The sequence below is a fragment of the Streptomyces sp. NRRL WC-3742 genome (genome assembly GCF_000720635.1).
In the GTDB taxonomy this organism is placed as follows: Bacteria; Actinomycetota; Actinomycetes; order Streptomycetales; family Streptomycetaceae; genus Kitasatospora.
Window position 1 is genome coordinate 55,895 of the sequence record NZ_JOCF01000001.1, and the last position, 15,624, is coordinate 71,518.

Annotated in this window: 17 protein-coding genes; 2 read left to right on the plus strand and 15 right to left on the minus strand. The window is 70.7% G+C overall.

Annotated features, from left to right (window positions below):
• Nucleotides 1–21: 21 nt before the first annotated feature.
• Entirely contained in the window at nucleotides 22–1,497 is a 1,476-nt protein-coding gene (locus tag IH61_RS0100240; RefSeq protein WP_031062986.1) for an NAD(P)H-hydrate dehydratase, read from the minus strand.
• Between the two features lie 170 nt (nucleotides 1,498–1,667).
• Between IH61_RS0100240 and IH61_RS0100245 the strand changes: the two genes are divergently transcribed.
• Entirely contained in the window at nucleotides 1,668–2,225 is a 558-nt protein-coding gene (locus tag IH61_RS0100245) for a Uma2 family endonuclease (protein ID WP_051836043.1), read from the plus strand.
• A gap of 32 nt (nucleotides 2,226–2,257) precedes the next feature.
• Here IH61_RS0100245 and glmS read toward each other — a convergent pair whose 3' ends face one another.
• A complete protein-coding gene (gene glmS, locus IH61_RS0100250) occupies nucleotides 2,258–4,114 on the minus strand; it encodes a glutamine--fructose-6-phosphate transaminase (isomerizing) (protein ID WP_078910739.1) in 1,857 nt (618 codons plus the stop codon).
• Between the two features lie 99 nt (nucleotides 4,115–4,213).
• Between glmS and coaA the strand changes: the two genes are divergently transcribed.
• Complete coding sequence (gene coaA, locus IH61_RS0100255) at nucleotides 4,214–5,209, plus strand: type I pantothenate kinase (RefSeq protein ID WP_031062994.1); 996 nt, start codon at nucleotides 4,214–4,216, stop codon at nucleotides 5,207–5,209.
• 55 nt (nucleotides 5,210–5,264) lie between these two features.
• Here coaA and glmM read toward each other — a convergent pair whose 3' ends face one another.
• The 13 genes from glmM to map all read right to left on the minus strand — a co-directional run bounded on the left by glmM (nucleotide 5,265) and on the right by map (nucleotide 15,517).
• The gene (glmM, locus tag IH61_RS0100260; protein ID WP_031062999.1) at nucleotides 5,265–6,629 is read right to left on the minus strand and encodes a phosphoglucosamine mutase; all 1,365 of its coding nucleotides are present in this window, start codon (nucleotides 6,627–6,629) and stop codon (nucleotides 5,265–5,267) included.
• 167 nt (nucleotides 6,630–6,796) lie between these two features.
• Nucleotides 6,797–7,306: a 30S ribosomal protein S9 gene (gene rpsI / locus IH61_RS0100265; protein WP_031063002.1), complete on the minus strand. Its 510-nt coding sequence runs from the start codon at nucleotides 7,304–7,306 to the stop codon at nucleotides 6,797–6,799.
• A 44-nt stretch (nucleotides 7,307–7,350) separates the two neighbouring features.
• A complete protein-coding gene (gene rplM, locus IH61_RS0100270) occupies nucleotides 7,351–7,794 on the minus strand; it encodes a 50S ribosomal protein L13 (RefSeq protein WP_030055846.1) in 444 nt (147 codons plus the stop codon).
• A gap of 232 nt (nucleotides 7,795–8,026) precedes the next feature.
• On the minus strand, nucleotides 8,027–9,685 hold the full coding sequence (locus IH61_RS0100275; protein WP_031063007.1) for an ABC-F family ATP-binding cassette domain-containing protein: 1,659 nt from the start codon (nucleotides 9,683–9,685) through the stop codon (nucleotides 8,027–8,029).
• Nucleotides 9,686–9,726: 41 nt separating this feature from the next.
• Nucleotides 9,727–10,641 carry a tRNA pseudouridine(38-40) synthase TruA gene (gene truA, locus IH61_RS0100280; protein ID WP_051836044.1) on the minus strand — a complete coding sequence of 305 codons (915 nt, stop codon included), beginning with the start codon at nucleotides 10,639–10,641 and terminating at the stop codon, nucleotides 9,727–9,729.
• 91 nt (nucleotides 10,642–10,732) lie between these two features.
• Entirely contained in the window at nucleotides 10,733–11,209 is a 477-nt protein-coding gene (gene rplQ, locus IH61_RS0100285) for a 50S ribosomal protein L17 (RefSeq protein ID WP_031063013.1), read from the minus strand.
• A gap of 125 nt (nucleotides 11,210–11,334) precedes the next feature.
• A complete protein-coding gene (locus IH61_RS0100290; protein WP_030055844.1) occupies nucleotides 11,335–12,357 on the minus strand; it encodes a DNA-directed RNA polymerase subunit alpha in 1,023 nt (340 codons plus the stop codon).
• 130 nt (nucleotides 12,358–12,487) lie between these two features.
• The gene (gene rpsK, locus IH61_RS0100295) at nucleotides 12,488–12,895 is read right to left on the minus strand and encodes a 30S ribosomal protein S11 (protein WP_030232513.1); all 408 of its coding nucleotides are present in this window, start codon (nucleotides 12,893–12,895) and stop codon (nucleotides 12,488–12,490) included.
• A 72-nt stretch (nucleotides 12,896–12,967) separates the two neighbouring features.
• Entirely contained in the window at nucleotides 12,968–13,348 is a 381-nt protein-coding gene (rpsM, locus tag IH61_RS0100300; RefSeq protein ID WP_031063016.1) for a 30S ribosomal protein S13, read from the minus strand.
• Nucleotides 13,349–13,525: 177 nt separating this feature from the next.
• Complete coding sequence (rpmJ, locus tag IH61_RS0100305; RefSeq protein WP_003956441.1) at nucleotides 13,526–13,639, minus strand: 50S ribosomal protein L36; 114 nt, start codon at nucleotides 13,637–13,639, stop codon at nucleotides 13,526–13,528.
• 56 nt (nucleotides 13,640–13,695) lie between these two features.
• Nucleotides 13,696–13,917 (minus strand): translation initiation factor IF-1, encoded by a 222-nt coding sequence (infA, locus tag IH61_RS0100310; protein ID WP_003956442.1) that lies wholly within the window; start codon nucleotides 13,915–13,917, stop codon nucleotides 13,696–13,698.
• A 192-nt stretch (nucleotides 13,918–14,109) separates the two neighbouring features.
• A complete protein-coding gene (mscL, locus tag IH61_RS0100315; RefSeq protein ID WP_031063019.1) occupies nucleotides 14,110–14,535 on the minus strand; it encodes a large conductance mechanosensitive channel protein MscL in 426 nt (141 codons plus the stop codon).
• A gap of 142 nt (nucleotides 14,536–14,677) precedes the next feature.
• Nucleotides 14,678–15,517: a type I methionyl aminopeptidase gene (gene map, locus IH61_RS0100320; protein ID WP_031063022.1), complete on the minus strand. Its 840-nt coding sequence runs from the start codon at nucleotides 15,515–15,517 to the stop codon at nucleotides 14,678–14,680.
• Between the last annotated feature and the right edge of the window lie 107 nt (nucleotides 15,518–15,624).

Here is a 15,624-nt window from a genome sequence, read left to right on the forward strand (position 1 = left end):
TCCGCGCGGCGGCCGTACGGGCTACGCCTCGCGCACCGCGCGCCAGGCGGCCGGGAGGGCTTCGGCCACCGCCGTCGCGGTCACCGGGGCGCCCGGGGTGCCCGCGGCCTCGCGGCCGGCCAGGCCGTGGAGGTAGGCGGCCACCGAGGCGGCGTCCAGGGGCGGGAGGCCCGAGGCGAGCAGGGAGCCGGCGAGGCCCGCGAGGACGTCCCCGCTGCCGGCCGTGGCGAGCCAGGAGGTGCCGGTGGGATTCACCCGGACGGCGCCGCCCGGGTCGGCGATCACCGTGGTGGATCCCTTCAGCAGCACCGTGGCCCGGTAGGCCGCCGCGAGGCGCCGGGCGGTGGCGAGCCGGGTGGCGGCCAGGTCGGCGGCGGCGGGCGGGGCGCCGCCCTCCGCACCGGCGAGCAGCCGGGCGGCCTCGCCGGTGTGCGGGGTGAGCAGGGTGGGCGCGGTGCGGCCGGCCAGGGTGGCGGGGCCGAGGCGGCCCAGCTCCGTCAGCGCGTCCGCGTCGACCAGCACCGGGACGTCGCTCGCCAGCGCCTCGGCCAGCGCCTGCCGGGCGCCCTCGCCGCCGCCCGGCCCGACCACCCACGCCTGAACCCGCCCGGCCCCGGCGGGCCCGCCCTCCGTCACCAGGGTCTCGGGGAAGCGCCGCACGACCTCCTCCGCCGCCGTGCCGACGTACCGTACGGCGCCCGCGCCCCCGCGCAGCGCCCCGGCGACGGCCAGCAGCGCCGCCCCCGGGTAGGTCGCCGAGCCGGCCGCCACCCCGACCACGCCGCGCCGGTACTTGTCGCTCTCCGCGCCCGGCCGCGGCAGCAGGGCCGCCGCGTCCGCGTGCTGCAGGGCCGTCAGCTCCGGCTGCGGCAGCGCCAGCCCGATGTCCACCAGCTGCACGGCGCCCGCGCAGGAGGCCCCGGGGTCGATCAGCACCCCCGGCTTGTACGTGCCGAAGCAGACCGTGACGTCCGCGCGCAGCACCGCGCCGGGCACCTCCCCGGTGTCCGCGTCCACCCCGCTGGGCAGGTCCACCGCCACCACCACCCCGCTGCGCCGCGCCTCGGCGTACGGGACGGCCTCGGGGCGCAGCCCGCCCCGCCCGCCGATGCCGACGATCCCGTCGAGGACGAGGTCCGCGCGTGAGAAGTCGGCCAGACCGACCTCCCGCTCCAGCGTCACCCGCCCCCCGGCCGCCCTCAGCGCGCCCAGCCCGCCTTGATGCGCCTTCCCCGGCGACAGCAGCACCGCCGTCACCCGCGCCCCGCGCCGGGCCAGCGCCGCCCCGGCGTACAGCGCGTCACCCCCGTTGTCCCCACTCCCGGCGAGCACCGTCACCCGAGCGCCGTACACCCGCCCCCGACGCCCCTTCAACAGCCGCACACACGTAGCGGCGAGCCCGGCCGCCGCCCGCTGCATCAGCGTGCCCTCCGGCAGCCGCGCCATCAGCTCCGCCTCGGCGGCCCGAACAGTTTCCACAGGGTGTGCATGACGCATGGGAGGGACTCCTTCGGCGGTCGGCTACTGCCGACGCTAGCCCGCGTCACCACCCCACGGGAGGCGGGCCTACGGCACACTTCGAGTGACAACCACTTCGATCCCCCGCCGGTGTCGGTCCGTACGCCTACCTTGTGGCTCGGCACGGACCCACAGGAGGGAGAAGGGCCATGGTCGCCATGCCAGCAGTCGAGCGCCTCGTCGGCCCGGAGGAGGTCCTCCAGGCATTCCTGAAGCTGGACACGCCGCCGGGTTTCAAGGCAGAGCTCATCGAAGGGGACATCGTCGTGACGCCACCGCCGGACGGAGAACACGAGTCCGCGTTCGCGCTCCTCAACCGGCAGTTCATGCGCAAGGCCGAAGCCGAGTTCGACCTCTATGGCACCAAGGGCCTGATCGTGCCGACCGGGCGCTTCATCCCCGACGGCACCATCGCCCCCGTCGGCCACTTCCTGAACGCGGATTCCTGGGCGGACCCGGCTGGCGTCCTCCTGGTCTTCGAGGTGACATCGACCAACCCGACCAAGGACCGCGAGCAGAAGCGCCGGGGCTACGCCGCCGCCGGCATCCCCTGCTACCTCCTGGTCGACCGCAGTAAAGGCATGGTCACGCTCTTCACCGAGCCGAAGGGAGACGACTACCTCGCCAGGAACGAGGTCCCCTTCGGCAAGCCGCTCGACCTGCCCGCCCCGTTCTCCTTCACCCTCGACACGGCGCCCCTGCGGTAGCTACCGCAGGGGCGCCGTGGGGCAGCGGGTGACTACTCGACGGTGACGGACTTCGCCAGGTTGCGCGGCTGGTCGACCTCGTGGCCCTTGGCCGTGGCCAGCTCGCAGGCGAAGACCTGGAGCGGGACGGTGGAGACCAGCGGCTGGAGCAGGGTCGGGGTGACCGGGATGCGGATCAGGTGGTCGGCGTAGGGGACGACGGCCTCGTCGCCCTCCTCGGCGATCACGATGGTGCGGGCGCCCCGGGCGCGGATCTCCTGGATGTTGGAGACGATCTTGTCGTGCAGGATCGACCGGCCGCGCGGGGACGGCACGACCACCACGACCGGCAGCCCCTCCTCGATGAGGGCGATCGGGCCGTGCTTGAGCTCGCCCGCCGCGAAGCCCTCGGCGTGCATGTAGGCGAGCTCCTTGAGCTTGAGCGCGCCCTCCAGGGCCACCGGGAAGCCGACGTGACGGCCGAGGAAGAGGACCGAGCGCGCGTCGGCCAGGGAGCGGGCGAGTTCGCGCACCGGCTCCATGGTCTCCAGCACCTGCTCGACCTGCCTCGGCGCGTCGCCGAGCTCGCGGATGACGGCGAAGATCTCGTCGCCCCACTTGGTGCCGCGCACCTGCCCCAGGTAGAGGGCGACCAGGTAGCAGGCGACCAGCTGGGTGAGGAACGCCTTGGTGGACGCGACCGCGACCTCCGGCCCGGCGTGGGTGTAGAGCACCGCGTCCGACTCGCGCGGGATGGTCGAGCCGTTGGTGTTGCAGATCGCCAGCACCTTGGCGCCCTGCTCGCGGGCGTGCCGCAGCGCCATCAGGGTGTCCATGGTCTCGCCGGACTGCGAGATGGCGATGACCAGCGTGCCCGGGCCCATGATCGGGTCGCGGTAACGGAACTCCGAGGCGACCTCGACCTCGCAGGGGATGCGGGTCCAGTGCTCGATCGCGTACTTGGCGATCATGCCGGCGTGGAACGCCGTGCCGCAGGCGACGATGACGACCTTGTCGACGGAGCGCAGCTCGGCGTCCGAGATGCGCAGCTCGTCGAGGGTGAGCCGCCCGTCGGTGCCGATGCGGCCGAGGAGGGTGTCGGCGACGGCCTTCGGCTGCTCGGCGATCTCCTTGAGCATGAAGTAGTCGTAGCCGCCCTTCTCGGCGGCGGAGGCGTCCCAGTCGACGTGGTACTCGCGCACCTCGGCCTCGGTGCCGTCGAAGTTGGTGACGGTCACGCCGTCGCGGCGCAGCTCGACGACCTGGTCCTGGCCCAGCTCGATCGCCTCACGGGTGTGCGCGATGAACGCGGCCACGTCGGAGGCGAGGAAGTTCTCGCCCTCGCCGCGCCCGACGACCAGCGGCGAGTTGCGGCGGGCGCCGACGACGACACCGGGGGCGTCCGCGTGGACGGCGACGAGGGTGAAGGCGCCGTCGAGCCGGCGGCAGACGACCCGCATGGCCTCGGCGAGGTCGCCTTCGTAGACCTCGCCGAGCAGGTGGGCGACGACCTCGGTGTCGGTCTCGGAGCGCAGGGTGTGGCCGCGCTCGGCGATCTCCGCGCGCAGCTGGGCGAAGTTCTCGATGATGCCGTTGTGCACCACGGCGACCTTGAGGTGGTCGTCGAAGTGGGGGTGGGCGTTGGCATCGGTCGGTCCGCCGTGGGTGGCCCAACGGGTGTGGCCGATGCCGGTGGTGCCGCCGGGAAGAGGGGTCTCGGCGAGGGACTTCTCCAGGTTCGCGAGCTTGCCGGCCCGCTTGTCGGTGACGAGACCCCACTGCCCGGAGGGGTCCTGCGCCTGTACCGCGACACCGGCCGAGTCGTAACCCCGGTATTCCAGTCGCTGCAAGCCTGCGATGACGACGTCGAGGGCGGACTGCGCGCCCACGTATCCAACAATTCCGCACATGCGTGCCAGCATAAGGGCGGTTTCGCGGCACTTTTCCCGGCACTCCGGAACGCTGGGTGACCGACACCACAGCCACCGTGAACGGCGCTACGGCTCACAATGGAGCATGTGCTGACCGAACTCTGTACGCGGGGCGCCGCCACGGCCGGCCCGTCACCGTCCCCCTACGTGGACCTCAGCCGGGCCGAGTGGAGCGCGCTGCGCGAGCGTACGCCGCTGCCGCTGACGGCCGAGGAGGTGGAACGGCTGCGTGGCCTCGGTACCGCCCTCGACCTGGACGAGGTCCGCGACGTCTACCTACCGCTGTCCCGGCTGCTGAACCTGTACATCCACGCCACGCACGACCTGCGCGGGGCCCTGGGCACGTTCCTGGACACCCCGGACACCGAGCGGACCCGGACGCCGTTCATCATCGGCGTGGCCGGCTCCGTCGCGGTCGGCAAGTCCACCACCGCCCGCCTGCTCCAGGCCCTGCTGGCCCGCTGGCCGGAGCACCCCCGGGTGGAGCTGGTGACGACGGACGGCTTCCTGCTGCCCAACGCCGAGCTGCGCCGCCGCGGCCTGATGGCCCGCAAGGGCTTCCCCGAGTCGTACGACCGCCGGGCGCTGATGCGCTTCGTCGCGGACGTGAAGGCGGGCAAGGACCGCGTCACCGCGCCGGTGTACTCGCACCTGGTGTACGACATCGTGCCGGACCAGCACCTCACCGTGGAGCGCCCGGACATCCTGATCGTCGAGGGCCTGAACGTGCTCCAGCCGGCCCTGCCCGGCACGGACGGGCGCACCCGCCTCGCGGTGGCCGACTACTTCGACTTCTCGATCTACGTGGACGCCCGCACCGACGACATCGAGCACTGGTACCTGGACCGCTTCCGCAAGCTGCGCCGGACGGCCTTCCAGGACCCGAACTCCTACTTCCAGCGCTTCACCGAGGTGCCGGAGGAGGAGGCGATGGAGTACGGCCGCCAGGTCTGGCGCACCATCAACAAGCCCAACCTGCTGGAGAACGTGCTGCCCACCCGCGGCCGGGCCACCCTGATCCTGCAGAAGGGCCAGGACCACAAGGTCCGCCGGGCGCTGCTGCGCAAGCTCTGAACGTACGCCGAAGGGCCCCGCACGGAGCGGGGCCCTTCGGCGTACGGACGGGCACTCAGCCCAGGTGCGTCCGGACGGCCTCGGCGAGCGTCTGCGCGACGGTCTCCGCCTGCGCGGCGTCGGCCGCCTCGACCATCACCCGCACCAGCGGCTCGGTGCCGGACGGGCGCAGCAGCACCCGGCCGGTGTCGCCCAGCTCCGCCTCGGCGGAGGCGACGGCGGCGGCCAGCTCGGTGCTGGACCTCACCCGGGACTTGTCGACGCCCTTGACGTTGATCAGCACCTGCGGCAGCCGGGTCATCACGGCGGCGAGGTCGGCCAGCGGCTGCTTGGTGGCGGCCAGGCGGGCGCCGAGCATCAGGCCGGTGAGGGTGCCGTCGCCGGTGGTGGCGTGGTCGAGCAGGATGACGTGGCCGGACTGCTCGCCGCCGAGCGCGAAGCCGTGCTCCTTCATCGACTCGAGCACGTACCGGTCGCCGACGGCCGTCTCGACCAGCTCGACGCCCTCGCGGCGCATCGCCAGCTTGAAGCCGAGGTTGGACATGACGGTGGCCACGGCGGTGTTGCGCCGCAGGGTGCCGGCCTCCTTCATGGCGACGGCGAGGATGGCGATGATCTGGTCGCCGTCCACCTCGTTGCCGTCGGCGTCGGCGGCCAGGCAGCGGTCGGCGTCGCCGTCGAGGGCGATGCCGAGGTCGGCCCGGTGCTCCTTCATGGCGGCGCGCAGCCGGTCCAGGTGGGTGGAGCCGACGCCGTCGTTGATGTTGAGGCCCGTCGGCTCGGCGCCCAGGGTGTGGACGACCTCGGCGCCGGCGCGGGCGAAGGCTTCGGGGGCGACGTACGCGGCGGCGCCGTGGGCGCCGTCGATGACGACCTTGATGCCGTCGAGGCGGTTGGGCAGCACGCCGATCAGGTGGGCGACGTACTTGTCGAAGCCCTCGGTGTACTCGCGCACCCGGCCGACCGCGGCGCCGGTGGGGCGGTTCCAGTCCTCGCCGCCGGCAGTGTGCTTGCGGTAGTGCGACTCGATCGCGTCCTCGATGCGGTCGTCCAGCTTGTGGCCGCCGCGGGCGAGGAACTTGATGCCGTTGTCGGGCATGGCGTTGTGGCTGGCGGAGAGCATCACGCCGAAGTCGGCGCCCAGCGCGCCGGTGAGGTACGCCACGGCCGGGGTGGGCAGCACGCCGACCCGCAGGACGTCGACGCCGGCGCTGGCCAGGCCCGCGATGACGGCGGCTTCCAGGAACTCCCCCGAGGCACGCGGATCACGGCCGACCACCGCGACGGGCCGGTGCCCGTCGAAGGCGCCGGCCTCGCCGAGCACGTGCGCGGCCGCGACCGACAGCCCGAGCGCCAGCTCGGCCGTCAGCCCCTCGTTGGCCACCCCGCGAACGCCGTCCGTACCGAAGAGTCGTCCCACTGTCCGTCCTCCATCACCATGCTCGGAACCCGATCGTTGACCCGGCCGCCGCACGATAGCCGGGGAACACGTCGCCCCGGAGTACACGGGGTACTCCGGGGCGACGGTTTTCGCGCATCCAGGGGGTGTGCTGCCGCCAGGGCGGTACGCACCCCCGGGGGTCGCGATTAGCGCTTGCTGTACTGCGGCGCCTTGCGGGCCTTCTTGAGACCGGCCTTCTTGCGCTCGACGGCGCGGGCGTCACGGGTCAGGAAGCCGGCCTTCTTGAGGGCGCCGCGGTTGTTGTCCACGTCGGCCTCGTTCAGGGCACGGGCCACGCCGAGGCGCAGCGCGTAAGCCTGGCCGGAGACGCCGCCACCGCTGATGCGGGCGACGACGTCGTAACGGCCGTCAAGCTCGAGGAGCTTGAAGGGCTCGTTCACGGTCTGCTGGTGCACCTTGTTGGGGAAGTAGCCCTCGAGGGTGCGGCCGTTGATCTTCCACACGCCGGTGCCGGGGACGATGCGCACGCGGGCGATCGCCTCCTTGCGACGGCCGAGGCCGGCGCCCGGGGTGGCCTCGCCGAAGCGACCGGCCAGCGACTCGGAGGTGTAGCTCTCCTCGGAGGTGTACTCGCCCTCGACGGCCTCAACGGCCTCGTCGAAGTCGACCTCAAGGGTTTCAGTGGTCTCGGCCACGATGTTCCTCAGCTCTTTCAGTGTTGGGGGGCTTGGTGGCCGAATTACTGCGCGACCTGGGTGATCTCGAACGGCACCGGCTGCTGGGCAGCGTGGGGGTGCTGGTCGCCCGAGTAGACCTTCAGCTTCGAGAGCATCTGACGGCCCAGGCTGTTCTTGGGGATCATGCCCTTGATGGCCTTCTCGACGGCCTTCTCCGGGTTGTTCGCCAGCAGGTCGTCGTAGCGCACCGAGCGCAGACCGCCCGGGAAGCCCGAGTGGCGGTAGGCCAGCTTCTGGGTCTTCTTGTTACCGGACAGGTGCACCTTGTCGGCGTTGATGATGATGACGAAGTCACCAGTGTCAACGTGCGGCGCGTAGATCGCCTTGTGCTTGCCCCGGAGGAGGTTGGCGGCCTGGGAGGCCAGGCGGCCGAGCACGACGTCGGTCGCGTCGATGACGTGCCACTGACGCTGGACGTCGCCGGGCTTGGGGCTGTACGTACGCACGGTCGTAGCCTTCGCTTTTCAGTGAGTGAGTCCTGACAGGAGCACCCGGACGGAAGAGCAGCCTGGTCACCCTTGGACGCAATTCAAGGGGGACCGCTGGTCGTCGACCTGATGTCTCCGGCGTACCGACCTCTCACGTGAGATAGAGCGAGCCAATACGCACATCAAGCGTCCAGATTACCGGGCGGGCCGGTACGGGTCAAAAATCCCCGAACCGGCCCACCGTCGTCACTCAGCGTTCGCGCTCGACCCGGGTGACGTCCCAGACCGGTTCGGTGGACTCGAACACCTTCCCGTCGGCCCCGAAGACCAGGAAACGGTCGAAGGTCTTCGCGAACCACCGGTCGTGGGTGACGCACAGGACGGTGCCCTCGAACGCCTCCAGACCGGCCTGCAGCGCCTCGGCGCTCTCCAGGTCCAGGTTGTCGGTCGGCTCGTCGAGCAACAGGGCCGTCACGCCGTCGAGTTCGAGCTTGAGGATCATCAGCCGGGCCTGCTGCCCGCCGGACAGCGACTCGAACTTCTGCTCCTCCTGCCGGTCCAGCTCGTACCGGCGCAGCGCGCCCATCGCGGCGCCGCGGCTGAGCGCGTGCTCCTCCTCGATGATCGAGCGGACGGTGCGGCCGAACAGCTCCGGGTGGGCGTGGGTCTGCCGGAAGTGCCCGGGGACGACGCGGGCGCCGAGCTTCCAACTCCCGCTGTGCGCCACGGTTTCGTCTCCGGCCAGCAGCCGCAGCAGGTGCGACTTGCCGGCGCCGTTGGCCCCCAGCACGCCGACCCGCTCGCCGTAGAAGACCTCCAGGTCGAAGGGCTGCATCAGCCCGGTGAGCTCCAGCCGCTCCATGGTGAAGGCCCGCACGCCCGTACGGCCGCCCTTGAGGCGCATGGTGATGCTCTGCTCGCGCGGGGGCTCCTCCGGCCGTCCGGCCTCCTCGAACTTCTTGAGTCGGGTCTGGGCGGCGGCGTAGCGGGTGGCCAGCGCGTGGCTGACGGCGGCGGCCTGACGCAGGGTGACGACGAGCTTCTTGAGCTTGGCGTGCTCCTCGTCCCAGCGGCGGCCCAGCTCCTCGAAGCGGGCGAAGCGGTCCTTGCGGGCCTCGTGGAAGGAGTCGAAGCCGCCGCCGTGCACCCAGACGCTGCTGCCGGCCGCGCCGGACTCCACGGAGATGATCTTGTCGGCGGTCTTCGACAGCAGCTCGCGGTCGTGCGAGATGTACAACACGGTCTTCGAGGTGGCCTTGATGGCCTCCTCCAGCCAGCGCTTGGCCGGGACGTCCAGGTAGTTGTCGGGCTCGTCGAGCAGCAGCACCTCTTCGGGGCCCCGCAGCAGGGCCTCCAGGACCAGGCGCTTCTGCTCGCCGCCGGAGAGGGTGTTCAGGCCGCGCCACTGGGCCTTGTCGAAGGGCACGCCCAGGGCCGCCGTGGTGCAGACGTCCCAGTCGGTCTCGTAGTCGTAGCCGCCGACGTCGGCCCAGTCGGAGAGCGCCTGGGCGTAGGCCATCTGCGTCTTCTCGTCGTCCTGGGCGATCATGGCCAGCTCGGCCGCGTCCACCGCGCGGGCGGCGACGGCGATGCGCTCGGGGGCGACGGAGACCAGCAGGTCGCGCACCGAGGCGTCGGCGGGCAGGGCGCCCGGGGTGTTCTGCTGGTCCTCGCGGCCGGTGGTGCCGACGAACTGGCGCATCACGCCGAGCCCGCCGCTGATCGTCACCGAGCCGCCGTGCGGCTGGATGTCGCCCGCGATCATGCGCAGCAGGGTGGTCTTCCCGGCCCCGTTGGCGCCGACCAGGGCGACCGCGGAGCCCTCGCCGACCCGGAAGGACGCGTCGTCGAACAGCACCCGCCCGTCCGGCAGGTAGTACTCAAGGTGCGAAATCTCGACGTGTCCCATGCGGACGATTGTCCCAAGCGGACGCGCCGGGCCAAAACCGATTAACCGACGGCCGCCGGCTGCCCCGGCAGGGTGCGCATGCGGCGGGCCTGCCGGTTGCGCTCGGCCAGCTGGTCGTCCGGCGGGTAGCCGACCTCCTCCAGCGTCAGCCCGTACGGCCGGATCACGTTGACTGCGGAGTTGCGCACGCCGCCCGCCAGCACCTCGCCGGGGAACTCCACCGGCCGGTGCCCGTCGCCGACCAGCAGCATCGCGCCGACCAGCGCCCGGACCATGTTGTGGCAGAAGGCGTCGGCCCGGACGGTGGCGACCGCGAGCGAGCCCTCCTGGCTCGCGTAGGCGTCCACCGGGACGCGGTCCCAGTGCAGCTCCAGCAGGGTGCGGATGGTGGTGGCGCCCTCGCGCTTCTTGCAGTACGCCGCGAAGTCGTGCTCGCCGAGCAGCAGCTTCGCCGCGGCGTTCATCTTCTCGACGTCCAGGGGCCGGTCGTGCCAGAGCACGTGCCCGCGCAGCAGCGGGTCGACGCCGCCGGGGTGGTCGGCGACGCGGTAGGCGTAGCGGCGCCAGATCGCCGAGAAGCGGGCGTCGAACCCGGCCGGCGCCTCGCCGACCCGGTAGATCCGCACGTCCCCGGGGAGCCGGCCGGCGAGGCGCCGCAGCAGCTTCTCCCGGTGGGCCTCCCACAGCTCGGCCGGCAGGTCGACGTGGGCGACCTGGCCGCGGGCGTGCACCCCGGCGTCGGTGCGGCCGGCGACGGTCAACGGGAAGAGCTCGGAGCTGCGGGTGACGATCTGCAGCGCGCTCTCGATCTCCTCCTGGACGGTACGGCGGCCGCCCTTCTGCCGGGCCCAGCCGGAGAACTCGGCGCCCTGGTAGGCGAGATCGAGCCGCACCCGGACGTACCCGTCGGCCGGGCCGTCCTTCACCGGCGGCTGCTCGGCGCAATCGTTGAGCACTGCTTCCCACTTCTCCCTGGAACGTCCCCGGACACGGGACGGGCCCGCTCCCCCACGGATGGGGAAGCGGGCCCGCGAACACCTGACGGTGTCACGCCTGCTCGGCGGCCTCGACCTCGGTGGTCTCGGTGGCCTCGACCTTGGCGTCGGCCTCCTTGACGGCACGCTTGGTGGCGGCCTCGGCCTCGCCGACGGCGTTCTGCGCGACGGTGAGCGCCTCGACCAGCTCGATCACGGCCATCGGGGCGTTGTCGCCACGACGGGGACCGATCTTGGTGATACGGGTGTAACCACCCGGGCGGTTCTCGTAGCGCGGCGCGATCTCGGTGAAGAGGGTGTGCAGGACCGACACGTCGGTGATGGTCTTACGCACCAGGCGACGGTTGTGCAGGTCGCCCTTCTTCGCCTTGGTGATCAGCTTCTCGGCCAGCGGGCGCATCCGACGGGCCTTGGCCTCGGTCGTGGTGATGCGGCCGTGCTGGAAGAGCTCCCGGCACAGACCGGCGAGCAGCAGCGGCTCGTGGTGCGGGCCGCCGCCGAGGCGGGCACCCTTGGTGGGACGCGGCATGGAATTACTCCTCGAATCTCCGACTGCGGCCGTACCAGGTACCGCAGCGGGCGTACGGGCACTGTGCCCGCACGACTTTCACGACAGCGGGGCGGTTCCGGGGAACCGCCCCGCGGTCAAGTCTCTCAGTACTGCTCGGTCTCCGCGTAACCCGCGTCGTCCAGGTCGTCGGCGCCGAAGGCGTCGGCGGCGGCGGTCGGGTCGAATCCGGGCGGGCTGTCCTTGAGGGCCAGGCCCATGCCGGCCAGCTTCGCCTTGACCTCGTCGATCGACTTCGCACCGAAGTTGCGGATGTCGAGCAGGTCGGCCTCGGAGCGGGCGACGAGCTCACCCACGGTGTGGATGCCCTCGCGCTTGAGGCAGTTGTAGGAGCGGACCGTGAGCTCCAGCTCCTCGATCGGCAGCGCCAGGTCGGCGGCCAGGGCGGCGTCCGTCGGGGACGGGCCCATGTCGATGCCCTCGGCGTCGATGTTCAGCTCGCGGGCGAGACCGAACAGCTCCACCAGGGTCTTGCCGGCCGAGGCCATGGCGTCGCGGGGACGCATGGCGGGCTTGGTCTCGACGTCGACGATCAGCTTGTCGAAGTCGGTCCGCTGCTCGACACGGGTGGCCTCGACCTTGTAGGTGACCTTCAGCACGGGGCTGTAGATCGAGTCGACCGGGATGCGGCCGATCTCCTGGCCGGAAGCCTTGTTCTGCACGGCGGAGACGTAGCCGCGACCGCGCTCGACAGTCAGCTCCATCTCCAGCTTGCCCTTGCCGTTCAGCGTGGCGAGGACCAGCTCGGGGTTGTGCACCTCGACACCCGCCGGCGGGGCGATGTCGGCGGCGGTGACGACACCCGGACCCTGCTTGCGCAGGTACATCACGACCGGCTCGTCGTGCTCCGAGGAGACGACCAGCTGCTTGATGTTGAGGATGAGGTCGGTCACGTCCTCCTTGACGCCCGGCACGGTGGTGAACTCGTGCAGGACGCCGTCGATGCGGATGCTGGTGACAGCGGCACCCGGGATCGACGACAGGAGCGTGCGGCGCAGGGAGTTGCCGAGGGTGTAGCCGAAGCCCGGCTCCAGCGGCTCGATCACGAACCGCGAGCGGAACTCGTCGACGACCTCTTCGGTCAGCGAGGGGCGCTGAGCGATAAGCATGGGGGATGTTCCTCCAGTTGTCTTCGGCACCCACTATTTGATGCCGACAGGACCAAGCGTACGGGGTCCCGCAGAAAACGAGACCCCGTACGTGGTTTAAAGCAGGACCCGCGTGCCCGAAGGCGCTGCGTCAGACGCGGCGGCGCTTCGGCGGACGGCAGCCGTTGTGCGGGGTGGGGGTGACGTCCTGGATCGAGCCGACCTCCAGGCCCGTGGCCTGGAGCGAACGGATCGCGGTCTCGCGGCCGGAGCCCGGACCCTTCACGAAGACGTCAACCTTGCGCATGCCGTGCTCCTGCGCGCGACGGGCAGCGGCCTCGGCGGCCATCTGCGCGGCGAACGGGGTGGACTTGCGCGAGCCCTTGAAGCCGACGTGACCGGCGGAGGCCCAGGAGATCACGTTGCCCGCGGGGTCGGTGATCGAAACGATGGTGTTGTTGAACGTGCTCTTGATGTGCGCGTGACCGTGAGCGACGTTCTTCTTTTCCTTGCGGCGGATCTTCTTCGCGCCGGCAGCCTGACGACCCTTGGGGGGCATAAGTCTGTTCTCCTACTGAGGTGGTCGGTCCGCTGACCCGCGGGCCGGAGGGATGTCCGGTTACGGGACGGACTACTTCTTGCCCGGCTTCTTCTTACCGGCGATCGCGCGACGCGGGCCCTTGCGGGTACGCGCGTTGGTGTGGGTGCGCTGGCCGCGGACCGGCAGGCCCCGGCGGTGACGCAGACCCTCGTAGCAACCGATCTCGACCTTGCGGCGGATGTCGGAGGCGACCTCACGGCGGAGGTCACCCTCGACCGTGTAGTTGGCGTCGATGTACTGGCTCAGCTTGACGAGGTCTTCCTCGGTGATGTCGCGAACGCGGACATCCGGGTTGACACCGGTCTCGGCCAGGGTCTGCTGGGCGCGGGTACGACCGATGCCGTACACGTAGGTGAGGGCGATCTCGATCCGCTTCTCACGGGGGAGATCAACGCCGGCGAGGCGTGCCATTCATGGCTCCTGTGGTTCTTCAGAGGTCTGGCGTGCCACCTACTCCTTCATCTCTCGATGAGGGAGCCCCGGCCTCTGCGCCGGGGGCGGCAGTCCGTCCCGGGTGGGACGGATCGGATGGCCCGCTTATGACGTTTTCGCGTCGCGCGAAGTACTACGAGAAATGCGGGGGGACGATCAGCCCTGGCGCTGCTTGTGGCGCAGGTTGTCGCAGATCACCATGACCCGGCCGTGGCGGCGGATCACCTTGCACTTGTCGCAGATCTTCTTGACGCTCGGCTTGACCTTCATGTTCAGGTTCTCCGGGTCTAGATCTGACGCCACCGCCGTTAGGCGGTGATGTGACTTTACTTGTAGCGGTAGACGATCCGACCGCGCGTGAGGTCGTAGGGGCTGAGCTCCACGACGACCCGGTCGTCCGGCAGGATGCGGATGTAGTGCATGCGCATCTTGCCGCTGATGTGCGCGAGGACCTTGTGACCGTTCTGCAGCTCGACCTTGAACATCGCGTTCGGAAGAGACTCGATCACGGTGCCCTCGATCTCAATGGCGCCTTGCTTCTTAGCCATGAACTGCGAGATCCACCTTCCGGGACCGGCTACCGTATGCGGCACGCTCGTGCGAACCTGGGTCCACCCCGTCCCCGCGGGGAAGAGGGCGTGCCGAAGCACGCTACGAGTGAGCCGACGGTCCATCCTACGCCAGCGCTCCGGGTGGACCAAAACCGGGGTCCCGGAAGGCGACCACCGTCACACCGCCGGTCAGAAGCCCACGGAGACCGTCAGGGGCTCCACGTGGGCGGTGCAGGCCGAGCAGCGGCGGGCGGCCACGGGGATCTCGGTCAGGCACTCCGGGCACGGGCGCTTGGGCGCGGCCGGCTTCTTGGGCATGTAGCGCGCGGTCGCCTTGGTGATCGGCAGCACGATGCAGAAGTACAGCACCGCCGCGGTCATGAAGAAGGCGATCAGGACGTTCAGGAACTGGCCGTAGGGGAACTTCACCCCGGCTATCTCGGCCTTGTAGGAGCTGAAGTCGCCGGCCGCGCCGACCACCACGCCCACCAGCGGGGTGAGGAAGGCCGACACGAAGCCGGTCACCACCGCGGTGAACGCGGCGCCGATGACCACACCGACGGCCATGTCGACGACGTTGCCGCGCATCATGAAGTCGCGGAATCCCTTGAGCACGTACTCTCTCCTGCTCGCTCGCTAACCCGAACTGCCTCTGCCCGCCGATAAAAATAGGACAAAAGCCCTGGAGGTCCAAACCTCCAGGGCTCTGATCCCTTGTCAGACGGGGCAGTTGGGGCCCCGACCGACTGCGCGACGACTACGCCAAGGGGTCCGGAGCTGCGGTGATGCCCAGCTTGGCGAGCTCCGCCCGGCCTCCGTCGAAGGCGGTCAGGACCAGCGGGCCCTCCTCCGTCACGGCCACCGAGTGCTCCCAGTGCGAGGCCCAGGTGCCGTCGTTGGTGACGACCGTCCAGTCGTCCTCCAGCACGGTGGTGTGCGGGGTGCCGAGCGAGACCATCGGCTCGATCGCCAGCACGGTGCCGGGGACGAGCTTGGGGCCCTTGCCGCGGCCGCGCTCCACGTAGTTCAGCACGTGCGGCTCCATGTGCATCGCGGTGCCGATGCCGTGGCCGCCGTAGCCCTCCGTGATGCCCCACTTGCCCTTGGGCGGCAGCGGCTGGCGGCGGATGTAGCCCTCGATCGCCTTGGAGACGTCGACCAGGCGGTTGTTCTTCTTCATCTGGGCGATGCCGGCCCACATCGAGCCCTCGGTCACCCGGCTCAGCATCTCGACCTCGGGGCGGACCTCGCCGACCGCGACGGTGATCGCCGCGTCGCCGTGCCAGCCGTCCAGGATCGCGCCGCAGTCGATCGAGATGACGTCGCCCTCCTGGAGCACCCGCTCCCCCGGGATGCCGTGGACGACCTCGTTGTTCACCGAGGCGCAGATCACGCCCGGGAACCAGAGCCCGCCGTGGTGCGCCCGGAAGTTCGAGGTCGCGCCGTGGTCCGTGATCACCTTGTCGGCGATGTCGTTGAGCTCCTGGGTCGTCACCCCCGGAGCGACGGCCTCCCGGCACGCCTTGAGGGCCTCGGCGACGACCAGCCCGGCCGCTCGCATCTTCGCGATCTGGTCGGGGGTCTTGATCTCCACCATCTGGTCACGCCTTCCACGTTCCGTTTTGCCACTGTCTACCACCGTACGACGCCGTACGGCCGCGCTGCCCCGGGAGCGGGGAGCGCGGCCGTACGGGTACGCCGGAA